Annotated in this window: 19 protein-coding genes; 18 read left to right on the plus strand and 1 reads right to left on the minus strand. The window is 50.4% G+C overall.

Translation table 11 applies throughout. The annotated features are described in order from the left end of the window. Positions 1-39 precede the first annotated feature (39 nt). On the minus strand, positions 40-411 hold the full coding sequence (locus B9A14_RS08730) for an ArsR/SmtB family transcription factor (protein ID WP_197686495.1): 372 nt from the start codon (positions 409-411) through the stop codon (positions 40-42). 254 nt (positions 412-665) lie between these two features. Between B9A14_RS08730 and B9A14_RS08735 the strand changes: the two genes are divergently transcribed. The 18 genes from B9A14_RS08735 to B9A14_RS08810 all read left to right on the plus strand — a co-directional run bounded on the left by B9A14_RS08735 (position 666) and on the right by B9A14_RS08810 (position 12,883). Further along, entirely contained in the window at positions 666-1,052 is a 387-nt protein-coding gene (locus B9A14_RS08735; RefSeq protein WP_084665332.1) for an ArsR/SmtB family transcription factor, read from the plus strand. A 53-nt stretch (positions 1,053-1,105) separates the two neighbouring features. Then, complete coding sequence (locus tag B9A14_RS08740; protein WP_084665333.1) at positions 1,106-2,278, plus strand: permease; 1,173 nt, start codon at positions 1,106-1,108, stop codon at positions 2,276-2,278. Between the two features lie 38 nt (positions 2,279-2,316). After that, on the plus strand, positions 2,317-3,042 hold the full coding sequence (locus B9A14_RS08745; RefSeq protein WP_084665334.1) for a DUF169 domain-containing protein: 726 nt from the start codon (positions 2,317-2,319) through the stop codon (positions 3,040-3,042). Positions 3,043-3,096: 54 nt separating this feature from the next. Further along, entirely contained in the window at positions 3,097-3,474 is a 378-nt protein-coding gene (locus tag B9A14_RS08750) for a carboxymuconolactone decarboxylase family protein (RefSeq protein WP_172839116.1), read from the plus strand. Continuing rightward, the gene (locus B9A14_RS08755; protein ID WP_084665336.1) at positions 3,474-3,716 is read left to right on the plus strand and encodes a thioredoxin family protein; all 243 of its coding nucleotides are present in this window, start codon (positions 3,474-3,476) and stop codon (positions 3,714-3,716) included. The genes B9A14_RS08750 and B9A14_RS08755 overlap by 1 nt, the downstream gene beginning before the upstream one ends. Before the next feature lie 13 nt (positions 3,717-3,729). Further along, the gene (locus B9A14_RS08760) at positions 3,730-4,104 is read left to right on the plus strand and encodes a putative zinc-binding protein (RefSeq protein WP_084665337.1); all 375 of its coding nucleotides are present in this window, start codon (positions 3,730-3,732) and stop codon (positions 4,102-4,104) included. 66 nt (positions 4,105-4,170) lie between these two features. Continuing rightward, on the plus strand, positions 4,171-5,325 hold the full coding sequence (locus tag B9A14_RS08765) for an aminotransferase class V-fold PLP-dependent enzyme (protein WP_084665338.1): 1,155 nt from the start codon (positions 4,171-4,173) through the stop codon (positions 5,323-5,325). A 7-nt stretch (positions 5,326-5,332) separates the two neighbouring features. After that, positions 5,333-5,503 carry a hypothetical protein gene (locus tag B9A14_RS17150; protein ID WP_157109886.1) on the plus strand — a complete coding sequence of 57 codons (171 nt, stop codon included), beginning with the start codon at positions 5,333-5,335 and terminating at the stop codon, positions 5,501-5,503. A gap of 4 nt (positions 5,504-5,507) precedes the next feature. Continuing rightward, positions 5,508-6,029: a (Fe-S)-binding protein gene (locus B9A14_RS08770; protein WP_084665339.1), complete on the plus strand. Its 522-nt coding sequence runs from the start codon at positions 5,508-5,510 to the stop codon at positions 6,027-6,029. 359 nt (positions 6,030-6,388) lie between these two features. Next, the gene (locus B9A14_RS08775; RefSeq protein WP_197686496.1) at positions 6,389-6,811 is read left to right on the plus strand and encodes a PadR family transcriptional regulator; all 423 of its coding nucleotides are present in this window, start codon (positions 6,389-6,391) and stop codon (positions 6,809-6,811) included. A 21-nt stretch (positions 6,812-6,832) separates the two neighbouring features. Next, positions 6,833-7,756 carry a permease gene (locus B9A14_RS08780; RefSeq protein WP_084665340.1) on the plus strand — a complete coding sequence of 308 codons (924 nt, stop codon included), beginning with the start codon at positions 6,833-6,835 and terminating at the stop codon, positions 7,754-7,756. A 4-nt stretch (positions 7,757-7,760) separates the two neighbouring features. Next, complete coding sequence (locus tag B9A14_RS18275; protein ID WP_084665341.1) at positions 7,761-7,958, plus strand: FmdB family zinc ribbon protein; 198 nt, start codon at positions 7,761-7,763, stop codon at positions 7,956-7,958. A gap of 50 nt (positions 7,959-8,008) precedes the next feature. Then, positions 8,009-8,152 (plus strand): hypothetical protein, encoded by a 144-nt coding sequence (locus B9A14_RS17155; protein ID WP_157109887.1) that lies wholly within the window; start codon positions 8,009-8,011, stop codon positions 8,150-8,152. A 529-nt stretch (positions 8,153-8,681) separates the two neighbouring features. Continuing rightward, positions 8,682-9,140: a MarR family winged helix-turn-helix transcriptional regulator gene (locus tag B9A14_RS08790; RefSeq protein ID WP_084665342.1), complete on the plus strand. Its 459-nt coding sequence runs from the start codon at positions 8,682-8,684 to the stop codon at positions 9,138-9,140. Further along, the gene (gene arsM, locus B9A14_RS08795) at positions 9,137-9,979 is read left to right on the plus strand and encodes an arsenite methyltransferase (RefSeq protein ID WP_084665343.1); all 843 of its coding nucleotides are present in this window, start codon (positions 9,137-9,139) and stop codon (positions 9,977-9,979) included. The genes B9A14_RS08790 and arsM overlap by 4 nt, the downstream gene beginning before the upstream one ends. Positions 9,980-10,132: 153 nt before the next feature. Further along, the gene (locus B9A14_RS08800) at positions 10,133-10,777 is read left to right on the plus strand and encodes a DUF2703 domain-containing protein (protein ID WP_197686497.1); all 645 of its coding nucleotides are present in this window, start codon (positions 10,133-10,135) and stop codon (positions 10,775-10,777) included. Positions 10,778-11,673: 896 nt separating this feature from the next. Next, positions 11,674-12,036 carry a response regulator gene (locus B9A14_RS08805; protein WP_172839117.1) on the plus strand — a complete coding sequence of 121 codons (363 nt, stop codon included), beginning with the start codon at positions 11,674-11,676 and terminating at the stop codon, positions 12,034-12,036. 22 nt (positions 12,037-12,058) lie between these two features. Continuing rightward, positions 12,059-12,883: a GGDEF domain-containing protein gene (locus tag B9A14_RS08810; protein WP_084665345.1), complete on the plus strand. Its 825-nt coding sequence runs from the start codon at positions 12,059-12,061 to the stop codon at positions 12,881-12,883. Positions 12,884-12,928 lie beyond the last annotated feature (45 nt).

The raw sequence follows: 12,928 nt of genomic DNA on the forward strand, positions 1-12,928 counted from the left end.
TTCATATATTGCTTTTTCACTCGGATTACAGTTAGTTTTTTATTCTTGTCTTCTTACCGGCCGGCAATTAACTTTGGGGTTTTGCTTTAGCTTTTCAACTTGGAGCTTTTCCTGTTCCAACCCCTTTTTGTCCTGTAAAGGAGAAAACAGATAGGAGGAAAAATCTTGCAGAAACCTCTCCAGGAACTCCCTTCTCAAGGAATAAAATACCCACTGGCCTATCTTTTCTTCCTCTACCAGGCCAGCCTCTTTAAGAACACGCAGATGCTGGGAGATAGCTGGCTGAGAAACATTGAAGATTTCCTCCAGCTCGCATACACAGAACTCCTGCTCGGCCAAAAGGGCGACGATTTTTAAGCGCAGGCTTTGGCCCAGGGCCTTAAATATTTTTTCAGCTTCTTTTATTTCCAAGCATTGCTTCACCTCCTGAACATTTGGTCCTATTTGCAGTTGGTTGCGCATAATCATTTGCTTATATATTATTTTACCTTTGAATTTCTGTCAAGGAATTGTTGGGGATGGTTACAAAAAGGTTGACACCCGAGGGTGTTTGTTTTAAAATTTAAATTGCAATATAGCAATATAGTAATATAAAGAGCCAATTCTATTGCGTTACCGTGTATTTCACCGTATTTCAAATTACACCGCTTAAGGAGAGTGAAGGCGTGGAACGGCTAATCGAATATCTCAAAGTCCTGGCAGATCCCACGCGCATGAAAATAATTAAATTCCTTTTAGAGCGCGACATGTACGTTTGTGAATTGGTGGCGGTGATGGATATCGCCCAACCCACTGTATCCCAGCATCTAAGGAGATTAAAAGCGGTGGGACTGGCGGAGGAAAAGAAAGAAGGCCAGCGCGTCCGTTACCGGGTGAATAAGGAGGTGTTGGCTGAATGCCAGAGGGAACTAGAGATATTTTTGGCTACTCCCATCAAAGATATCCCCCAAATGAAAGAAGAGTGGGAGCGCTTTGAAGCCCTCGTAGCCAGCGGGAAAGTATTGAGTTCTTGTCCACCGCCTATAGAAGATACCCATAACGACTTAGCTTAGTTCAAATTTGGTACAGCTTTTTTAAAGCTAATTTAAAAGGAGATGTTCTTCCTATGAGCAAGCAAATTAAGCTGCTCTTAATTTTAGCCGTATTTCTAGCAGCCTACTTTCTCCCCTTCCACCATCCCAGGATGCAGAGCGCCATCCTAGAAGCTTTTTACATGCTACAGGAATATGCTAGGGAGCACGTGCTCTTCTGCCTGGTACCTGCCCTCTTTATCGCGGGGGCTATGAGCAACTTCCTTTCTTCCCAGGCCGTAATGAAGTATCTGGGCCCAGACAGCCCCAAGGTGACGGCCTACGGAGTAGGAGCGGTTTCCGGGGCCATACTGGCTGTCTGTTCCTGCACTGTACTGCCTCTATTTATGGGTATTTACAAGCGGGGAGCGGGCTTAGGACCAGCCATAGCTTTCCTTTACTCCGGCCCAGCCATCAATGTACTGGCCATTATCCTTTCGGCCCGGGTTCTGGGCTGGCAAATAGGGCTGGCCAGGGCCCTGGGAGCGGTCCTGTTTTCGGTAGTTATAGGCCTTATTATGGCCCTTCTCTTTAGAGGAGAAGAGCAGGAGAGGACCAAAGGATTGCTCATGCCTGAAGGTGAAGGCGAACCAAGGCGGACTTTAGGCCAGACTACGCTGTACTTCCTGGTCCTGGTGTTGATACTCGTCTTTGCCGCTTGGGGTAAGCCTGCGGAGAAGGTAGGTTTCTGGTATGCCGTGTACAGCGTAAAGTGGTATCTGGTGATCGGCCTGCTCATAGCCCTGGCCCTGATATTGCGGGCCTGGTTTACGCGGGAAGAATTAGCCGCCTGGGTGGATTCCACCTGGGATTTCAGCATTAAGATTTTACCCCTTCTCTTTGGAGGGGTACTGGTGGCCGGATTTCTCATGGGCAGACCCGGCGTGGATACAGGGATAATCCCGGCCAAGTATATTTCCATGGTGGTGGGGGGCAACGGGCTTTTAGCCAACTTTACTGCCTCCCTTGTAGGAGCGTTTATGTACTTTGCCACTCTAACGGAAGTACCCATTGTACAGGGGCTTCTGGGCTCTGGCATGGGCCAGGGGCCTGCTCTAGCCCTGCTTCTTGCAGGGCCGGCTTTAAGTTTGCCCAATATGCTGGTTATCAACAGCGTCCTGGGCTTTAAGAAAACCTTCGCTTATGTTTCTCTGGTAGTCATAATGGCCACCCTAACGGGCATGGTATTTGGAGCGCTGGTCGGCTAAAGGAGTAAAAAATTTGCTTGGGGGAGGTCAGAGGATTTATGTCCGTGTCCTTGAGGGAATTAGCGCAAAAGATGGTGGACATTTTGGGATTAAAAACTCAACCTGTAGCGGTTAAGTTTTGTGAAAGGACGTATGGGGATCATTTAGAGCAGAGGAAGATGCGCTACTGCCAGGCTTTGATGCTGGCCAGGCACGGAGAAGAGGTTGTTTTGACGGCGGAAAACATCGCCTGTCCGGCAGCCGCGGCAGCCTTCGGCTTCAAACCTTTGCCGGAAAAGATTGCCGAAGGTGACATGCTAGCTAACCTGGGACTGTTCGCCCAGCCCGCTGCAGCCAAGTATACCATGTCCCTTATGCCGAGACTAGAGAGGGGCAAATATCAGGCTGTGCGCCTGCTCCCCCTTTCCCAGGCAGAAGGTGTGGTGCCGGATGTAGTGGTGGTAGAAGGGCTACCGGAACAGCTTATGTGGATTATCCTGGCTTCTGTCTTTAATACTGGTGGCAGGCTAAACTTTGAAACCGGGGTCTTCCAGGCCACCTGTGTTGACGCCACGGTAGTTCCCTTTATGAAACAAAAGGTGAATGCCTGTTTTGGCTGCTATGGGTGCCGGGAGGCGAGCGACATTGACCTATCAGAAACCGTTATGGGGTTTCCTGGGGGTATACTCGAGGAGGTGGTAGATTCTTTAAGCAGACTGGCGGCCAAAGCTCTGCCTAGAGCCAGAGGTAAGTCCGTGTATAAGGGTTTCGTAGGGCAACAATAGTAAAATAGTAAAAATGATACAGGGAAGGGAGCGTTACTTATGGGTCCCGGTGAAATGAATCTCGAACAGGTATTGCAGAAGATGCAGGAGAAATTGGGCGGCGATCCCTATCCTATGCGCTTGCTCAGCCAGCTGGTACCTCAGGGAGTAATGGACCAGGCCAGGTCAAGCCAATTTGTTGAAACCTTGCCTGCTATTCCCATAAAGTATAAAATGTTGATGTACGTAACTGCTGCGGCAGCCTTGGGTTCGGAGTATTGCACTAAGGTTTATGCCCAGCGGGCCATGAGGGAAGGGGCTACCGTCCAGGAGATTATGGAGGCTGTCTTGATTGCTCGCTTTGTCAGCGCTTCTACCGTATTTGCTACCGCCATTCCTACCATGGAAATGCTTTTAAATTCAACTCCCAAAGAAGGAGGGGACGTTAAATAATGGAAATCAAGGTCTTAGGTCCGGGTTGCGCCCGGTGTAAGGCGCTGGAACAAAATGTTATAAACGCTCTGGCCGAAATGGGTGTTGCGGCTGACGTGGAAAAGGTAACTGACATCAACAAGATCACTGATTATGGGGTCATGATGACACCCGGGCTGGTCATCAACGGCAAAGTTAAAGTCTTCGGCCGGGTGCCTGACAAAGAGGAGATTAAGAAGTGGGTCCAGGAGGAAATGAGCTAAAGGAGTGGGGTGTATGGCGGAAAAGTGCACCTGCGACCCGGCAGAAATTATGATTTTCCCTTGCGCCGGAGGGTCGAATGTAGGGCAGCTGGCCAACCAGGCGGCGGTAAAGCTGGACCAAGAAGGAGTAGGCAAGCTTTTTTGCTTGGCCGGCCTCGGGGGTCATGTGCAGAGCATTGTGGAATCCACCAAAGTGGCCAAAAGGATCGTAGTTATTGACGGCTGTCCCATAGCTTGTGCTAAAGCTACAGTAGAACATGCTGGCTTTCCGGTGACCGACTATGTTATGGTGACCAAATTGGGAGTTAAAAAACACCACGATTTTGTCTGGACGGATGAAGAAATTGAGCGCGTGGTAAAAGCGGTGAAGGAATCCCTGGGGTATTAGTTTTAAGGCCACGGGTAGGAGATATTTGCCCGTGGCCTTCTTAAAAAGAGGAGAAGGGGTTTATTTATGGGTATCTATCTGGATAATGCCGCCACTTCTTTCCCTAAGCCTGAGAGAGTATATAAGGCCATAGATGATTATTTGCGCCATACAGGGGTCAGTGCTGGGAGAGGAGCCTATAAGCTTGCTTTGGAGGCTGATAGAATTGTATATGAGGCCCGCTCTCATTTAGGCCGCCTGTTCAACATAAAAGATGTAAGCCGCATAGTGTTTACCTTTAACGTTACTGAAGCCTTAAACCTGGCCATAAAGGGATTGCTTAAAGAGGGGGATCACGTTATAACTACTTCGATGGAGCATAATGCCGTCTGGCGGCCTTTAAAAAGGCTTGAGCGGGAAAGAGGAATTAAAATAACTGCCCTCCCTTGTCCTCAAGGAGGCTCTTTTCGTTTGCGCGATTTACAGGAATCTATCCGGCCAGAGACCAAAATGATAGTCATGCTCCATGCTTCCAATGTTACCGGCGCTTTGATGCCGGTGGAGGAAGTAGGGAAAATAGCGCGCAAGAAGGGTATACCTTTTCTGGTGGATGCTGCCCAGACAGCAGGGGCCTACCCCATTGATGTGGAGGCCATGAATATCGATCTTTTAGCCTTTACTGGTCACAAAGGGTTAATGGGACCTCAAGGGACAGGCGGTTTATATATCAGGGAAGGCTTTGAGCCGGAGCCCCTTATCGAGGGAGGGACAGGAAGCGAGTCTATCTTAGAAGAGCAGCCCCGGGTTTTGCCTGACAGATATGAGGCAGGTACGCAGAATGTGGCGGGGCTAGCGGGCCTGAAAGCGGCGGTGAAATTTTTGCTGGAGACTGGCGTGGAAAACATCCGGAAAAAAGAGCTAGAGCTTCTCGGTTATCTGCAGGAAGGCTTAAAAAGAATACCCGGCTTAGAAATTTATGGCCCTCCTGATGTTACCTCCAAGGTTGGTGTAGTGTCTTTTAATTTAACTTCTGTGAGTGCTGGTGAAGTAGCTTATGTGCTAGACGAGGTTTATGGGATCATGGTAAGATCTGGGCTGCACTGCGCACCTTGCGCTCACCGCAGTATAGGCACTTTAGAACGGGGGGCAGTCCGGGTAAGCCTGGGTTATTTTAACACCCGGGACGATATTGATACCCTTCTAGCGGCCCTGCGAGATATTTCTGGACGTTTAAGAGGGTGATAGTTTAATGAGCAAAGTATTTATAGTGTTGGATGAAGAGGAGCAAGTGAAACTTGAGAGGATATGCCTGGATAAAGATAGGGAAGAGGCCTTAGAGTTTATTTTAAAGCACGTGGCTCAAAAGCTTAAGAAGCCGATGCCCTGTCTGGCGGGGCAGCTGATGCGGCCCGAGAGGTGAAACTATGTACTTACAAGATATACGTATAATCTACATGGAGCCCTGCCTGGCTGACCCGGAGAAGATACGCCTAAAGGCCCGCTTCTCCCGCGATATCCGCGAATTAATGCCCTATCTTAACGCGGTTATTCCCCACGCTGTTTATAATCCTGAAATCCATACATTAACCTTTACTAAGGAATTTCGCCTGCTGACAGTCTATCCCCAAGAGATGACTATAGCTAAAGCGCTTAATACTACCGATGCGTTTAAGACTCTGGATTGGTTTAAAGATTTAGTTAACGACACTTATGCCCGCCGGGACCAAATTGAACCCCTTTACACCCGGCGCCGGCGACCCACAGCCTTGGAGATATACAAATATCTCCCGGGTAAAAATTGCAAACAATGCGGTGAGCCCACTTGCCTGGCTTTTGCGGGTAAGATATTTATGGGGTACCGGTCCTTAGACGAATGTGGGCTTTTAGCCCGTGAAGAATATACTGTGTTGCGGGAGGCTTTAAGGCAATTAGTTGCGGGGGGTTAAGAACGTTGACATACTATCCCTAAGGGTCAGGGTTCGGCGCACTTCTTATTAGGATAGTTATCCCCAAATATCCCGTTATCTCTCCAGTTTTGCCCCCAATTTTTCGTCAGGCATGTATTCAAGTATTAAGCCTGACCCAATAGAGCTGCCTCTAAATTTTCGATTTCCCTCCAGTTCAAAAACCCTCTGTTGTGACAATAATAGCCATGAATGTTCCTTCTTTGCTTGGTGTAACTTAATAGATTCGCTCTAAAGAAGGGGGCTTTTCATTTTGGGGCGATTTCTTATGCCATTGACAGGAAGAATATATAGGGGTATAATGCATTGATGGAAGATACATTTTTCTGTCATCAAAGGGGGTGGGCGGTACGAAATACGACTCCGTAGAATACTGGACTAGCTTAATTAGGATGTGCCTTTCACGCTTCTTCATCCTCCACGCTTTGCACATGCGTCCCTTACACGGGTACGAAATAACCAAGCAGGTAGCCGCCTTGACCAGAGGATGCTGTGCCCCTACGGAAGGGAGCCTATATCCACTTTTGAGGGAATTTGTGGAGGCAGGAGTGGTGACTGTAGAGACGCAGGTAGTATCGGGACGCGAACGGAAAGTATATACCTTAACTCCCTTGGGAGAACGTGCCTATAGTGTGGCGGCTCGGGCGTGGGCGGAGGTGGCGTGCTATATATTAGAAGCAGTTAAAGCCCAAAGTTCAGAAATATGTGCTACAGGTAGCACGGGGAAACAAGAGGTGGGGGAAGAACGGCAGGTAGCATTATGACTTCCTGGAGGTGTTGTAGTATTGAGCGAACAGGTCAACAACCTGGTTACAGCATTGAGGTTCTTCATTCAGATTTCCCTTGAACTTGTAGTACTTTTTATTGGGATTACTTTCCTTGTCAGCCTCATCCTGCAGTACGTTTCTCCGGAAAGGGTACAGAGCGCTCTTAAGGGGAAACGGCTTGGCTTAGGGAACATCGTAGCCGCGGTATTTGGGGGAGTCACACCTTTTTGCTCCTGCTCTGCGGTTCCCATGCTGATGGGGCTACTTGAACTGGGTGTACCTTTCGGAGTGGCCATGTCGTTTTTAATAGCTTCTCCGCTGGGGGTCTTCAATCCGGTTGTACTCTCTCTCTTCGGTACTTTGCTGGGGCGGCGCGTCCTTGTGCTTTATATAGTTACCACCTTTATTGCGGCCGTTTTAGCGGGTATTATCCTGGATGCACTGGGCCTAGCGAAGTACGTAAAAGATGTGCGTATTATTGGTGCTCTGCAAAATTCTGAGAAGGGCGGACCTGTCACGTTGAAGGAGCGGATCAAAACGGCGGCGCAGAACGCTGTGGGGCTCTTTCGCCAGATGGTACCTTACCTGCTGGTAGGTGTGGCCATCGGTTCCTTTATCTACGGCTTCGTACCGGCGAGTTTTTTGGTCCGCATTGCTGGACCGCATAACCCATTTGCCATCCCAGTAGCTGCGGCAATAGGGGTTCCCTTATATGTCCGGACAGAAACCATGATTCCGGTGGGCTTTGCTATGATCCAGAAGGGCGTCAGTGTAGGTGCCATTATGGCCCTAACCATCGGAGGTGCGGGTGCCAGCATTCCCGAGCTGTCTATGCTGGCGGGAGTCTTTAAAAGAAGACTCTGGATCGCTTATATCATCACTATGTTCCTCATTGCCACAATAATTGGCTATCTCTTTAACTTCCTTGTTTCGGCGGGGTGAGGGTATGCCTTTATTTGAATTCCGGTGCAACGAGTGTCAGCATCAGTTTACGCTGCTTGTATCCAACGCTGAAAAAAGCAGTGCTGTATGTCCGAAGTGCGGGTCCGGAAACCTAAAGCAGCTTATAACACCATTTTCTACCGGAAAAGGGTTTCTAGGCCGCTTACTTGGAGGCAGTCGCGGATCAGGATGTTGCGGTTAACATTTACGCTGGAGGATTGTTGAAATAAACCAAAGTGGGGGGTGTTTTCCATGGCAGAAAAGAAAAAGGAAGGGAAGAGCAAGAGAGGCTTTTTAGGCGGATTGTTGGGAGGTGGCTGTTGCTGCAACATTAAAATAGTGCCCAAAGATGAAGTAAACAATCAGGATAAATCTGATGAGGCACAGAAAAAGTAGCCTCCCCAATGGAGGGCCCTAGCAAATCGGAGTTGTTCGTATGATTGCCCTACCATTTTAATCTATACTATAGCTTGCAGGTGCACTTTTCCGCTAAATGGTCGGGTTAAAATATTAGCCCGGCCTATTTTTTAGATTTTTAGAGTTATACAATACTTCCTTATACCTCACTCCCTCTTATTTTATATAGGTGTCTATCTTTTCTCTCCTGATAACCTGATAAGGTGAAAAGCTTGAGCATAGAAAACACAGGGTAACGCCTCAAGGTAATATCGCTTGCCTTGATAAAAGGAAACCTGAAAAGGCGGGGAAAGGTCTGCGTGATGCCTGCTAAGACTGTAGAAAGTCCTCAAGGCAACACGAGAGGTCCCTAGCAACCACCTCGGCGGGGCCGGTGTCGCAAGCCTGAAGTCCTACCTTTTTAAGGGAAGGGAAGAAGTTACTCTTCTGTCGAGCCCACAGTAATATCTGTATAAAATCCTTGCATAACACAACACATGTATGATACAATTATTCTGGGTGAGAGAATATGCAAGATGAATTACCAGTAGTCCGTCTGCACCAGTTACTAGCTGAACTAGCCCGAGCTATGCAGTTGCTGGAAAAAAGCGAAGTAGGTTGCTGCGGGATAACCCTTTCGCAGTGCCACCTGCTGCTGGAAGTCTCCCGCCGAAAGGAAGGGGAAACCTCCTTGAGCGAGCTGGCCGCAGCACTGGGGCTAGATTTAAGCACCGTCAGCCGGGTGGCCGACGGTTTGGTGCGCAGAGGGCTTTTAAAACGAGAAGCCGATCCCGGGGACCGCCGCCGGTTAGCATTGTTTTTAACGGACACCGGCCGGGAACTGGTGGAGGTTATCAACCGAGGCATGAACGAGTACGTCCATAGGATTTTAAGGCAGATACCCGCGGAAAAACGGCAGGTAGTCCTCGAGGGTTTAGACCTCCTTGTGGCAGCCGTAAAAAAACTAGAAGGGGGCTGTTGCCAGTGAGTGATTCTTTAAAAAAGACCGTAAAAGAAAGATATGCTGCGGCGGCCAGGATGGTACAAGCAGGCGAGATGGGAAGCTGCTGCACCGCGGGAGGATGCTTCGGGAGCTGTGACTATACCCCGGAGGAAACAAAAGGCCTGCCCCGCGAGTTGCTCAATGCCTCCCTTGGCTGCGGTAACCCCGTCGCTCTGGCAGATTTAAATGAGGGTGAAGTGGTCTTGGACCTCGGTAGCGGGGCCGGGCTGGATGTCCTGCTGAGTGCACGGCGGGTGGGACCGAAGGGGAAGGTATACGGCCTGGACATGACTGAGGAAATGTTAGCCCTGGCCGAAGAATACCGGCGCCGGAGCGGGCTGACCAACGTGGAGTTCTTAAAAGGCGATATAGAAAACATCCCCTTGCCGGACAATCACGTAGATGTAATCATCTCCAACTGTGTTATCAATCTGGCTGCGGATAAACCTAAAGTGTTTAAGGAAGCCTTCCGTGTTCTTAAACCCGGTGGGCGCTTTGCCGTTTTCGATATGGTCTGGAAGAAAGAGGTACCTACCCGTCTTAGGCAAAATGTTGAGCCTTCCCGTCTTGGGGAAAACGTTGACCTTTGGGCTGGCTGCATTGCCGGCGCCCTGACGGAGACGGAATACCGTCGCCTGCTGGAAGAAGCCGGTTTTATCAATGTAGAACTGCAAATAATCCGTGTCTTTGGCCGGTCTGATCTACCCAAAGGATTTCTAAGTTGTGAAATGGAAGAAGAGGTGGCATCCTATATTGACTCTCTAGCAAGCGCCTTTATTCGGGCACGTAAACCCGAGGGTAATCGGTTAACAGTTGGTGGTTGAGGCAATTCCAAGAACAATGACAGAAGGCGCCTGTCATTTGGTACATTATAGCCCTTTCAATTACTTTTACTAGTTGTCATGATTAGTTGTGCCTACCAGGCATGACCGGTTATGAGGAGTAAGAAACTTTTACAGGGGGAGGTTTTTTCTTAAATGAAGGATAAACTTATGGAGCCTAAATCTACAGGTACAATTTGTTGTTCGCCGCGAATCTCCAGCGGTTTTACGCCAGGGGCTTCCTGCTGTAGCCCTGCACAGGCTTCCTGTTGTAACCCATCACCCGAACAGGGCTCAGAGCATGAGAGGGAAGCGGTAAGTTTCGGGAAAAAAGTAAATATCCAATTTCTGTATCTAGACCTCAGTAAGTGCACCCGCTGTCAGGGAACAGAAAAAGTTTTGGAAGAAGCTGTGTCTGACGTCGCCCGAGTATTGGAAGCTGCCGGAGTAGATGTCAAGGTCGAAAAGATCCAGGTAGAAGATGAAAACCAGGCCTTAGAGCTAGGTTTCGTGAGCTCTCCCACTATCCGCATAAACGGCCGGGATATACAGCTGGAAGTAATCGAAAGTCCTTGCGAACCCTGTAGCGACCTATCCGGGGAGAACGTGAACTGCCGGGTGTGGTTGTGGGAGGGTAAAGAATACTCTGTACCGCCTAAGGCCATGATCATCGATGCTATCTTGCGTGAAGTTTACGGACCTCAGCCTCATACTCTCGAGGAAAGGAAACCCGTATCCGAGGTTCCGGAAAATCTAAAGCGCTTCTTCAGGAGTCGCGGAGTATCCCCTAAATGTTGCTAAAAGGTTTTTTCGGCCAGGCGTGTGCGAGCTAAGGAGGGTGTAGGGCCTGTATAGGAAGCAAACTAAAGCTTTAAGTTTGCGACATATCACCCGGCTCTTCCTCCTTACTCGTGCTTAAGACGCAATACTCTAGTTTTGTGCAAGGCCGGAATATGCGTAGCCGGGGTATTTCATACTTGACATTGGAGTAAAGAAACTGTTAAATTGTTGGCAGTAATAGTAACGGACTCCATCGTAATTACCTGTAGGGGTTGGATAATCCTACCTTGGAACCTTTCCAGGGTAGGAGCTTTTTGTTTGGGGAAGCTCCCAAGATAAGTATGTACTAGCCAACCGGGTCTTATGATGTTCTGAAGAGCATCTTAGAACAAGCCTTGGAATGCCTTAAACTCTGCGTTCCTATGCATACATCTAATACATTTCAACGCGAGCTTAAAGAGCTTATGGCTCAAAAACTTTGTCGTCAGAAACCCCATCCCTGGCGGAAGGAAAATTGGTTCTTGGTTTCACAAGCCAGTTGCCTTTCAAGTGTAGTAAAAAAGGACAAGAAAATACATAGTAACCCCGTCTTTTCTCAATCTCTCCAACTGTCGTTTGGTGCAAGGTAGGTACTTTCCCTGGGGAGGTTACTACAGTACCTCTTTGGCTTCTGCACCGTTTTTGGCGCCATTTATACGGCAAAGCGGGTAGCGTCTCGCGTCGCCTTCCCAAGAAAGCGCGTCATAGGAAAAAGAGAGTAACAGAGGAACAACAGCATCCAGCGTCGAATCTGAAGAATATCCGTGCACATCGGTGCCCCACCCGATCCCGCTACCCGCGAAGACAGGTACGGCACCGGGACGATAACCGCAAAAAGGTGAAAGGAAATATCGCGTTCTCCATCAAAAACCGTACTCTTGGTAGAGGGATCGACCCTCGCCAGGCTGACCACCAGGGCCGCGCTGGAGGAGAGGGGCTATACCGTGGATGAGGCCGGCACGGGCCGCGAGGCCCTGGCAAAAGCCGTCTCCGCGGTGTACGCCGCCGTGGTGCTGAACCTCCGCCTCCGGGAAATGAGCGGCCTGGGCCTGCTGGAGACCATCAGGGCCCTCCCCGGTTACCGGACGGTGCCGATCGTCGTCCTGGCCGGGGGAGGCGACGCCGCCTTGGGCAGGTGGGCCGCGGAGAGGGAGAACGCGAGCTGCCTGCTCGAACCCTTCGGGGCTGAAGACTTGGTACTCTTGGTGGACAGGCTTATCCGCTACGGCCCAGAACGATAAAGCACGATTGAGGAGATAAATAGTGGCACTGGAAAGGATCCAGGTTGTAGACTGGCTGCGCGTGGCCTGCAAGGCCAGCAAGCTCGTTATCTATTTAGCTTCCATGATCTGGCTGGCTTGGTTCTCCCGAAGGCCGAGGCCCGGCTGCCAAGGAACAATGCTCGCAGGCATGATGGCCGGTCTTGCACTCGCCCTGACCGGGCTGTCGGTAGACCTCCTGGGCGAATTTTTCGCAATCCCCTACATTGTAAAGAGAGTGGTCGGAGAGCTTATACTGTTCAATTTGGGCACCCTCCTCATCGCGTGGTCGGCGGCCGCGATGCTCACGGAGCTGGCCCGGGCCTCGTGCAGGTACCAGCACGAGGCCGAGCGGGACCCGCTCACAGGGCTCTACAACAGGAGGGCCTTCTTTGATGCGGCGGAGCGCGCGCTGGAGAAGGCCCGGTCGTCGGGCCGCACATTCGCGGTGGCGGTCCTCGACCTGGACGGGATGAAAGCCATAAACGACACCTACGGCCACCAGTGCGGCGACGAGGCCCTGAGGCAGGCCGCCGGGGCCGTCCTGAAGAGCGTCAGGGACGGCGACGTGGTGGCCCGCTACGGCGGCGACGAGTTCGTCGTCCTCTTCCCCGGTAAGGGGCCCCGGGAGGAGACCCTGCGGGCCAGGCTGGACAAACACCTGAAGGCGGTGTGCTTCTCGGGCGAAGAGATACCCTTGAGCCTCTCGGTGGGGCTGGCGCGGTTCCCGGCAGACGGGAAGGACGTAGATACATTGCTCGCAGTGGCCGACGCCAGGATGTACGCGGACAAGGAGGCAAAGCGTGACTGCAAAAGGAGCGGCATTTAACCCTCTTGCGGGACTGCCGGTAGGGCAAGTAAGCCTTTTCTGGCG

Origin of the sequence: Thermanaeromonas toyohensis ToBE (genome assembly GCF_900176005.1) — a bacterium.
Taxonomy (GTDB): Bacteria; Bacillota; DSM-521; order Neomoorellales; family Neomoorellaceae; genus Thermanaeromonas; species Thermanaeromonas toyohensis.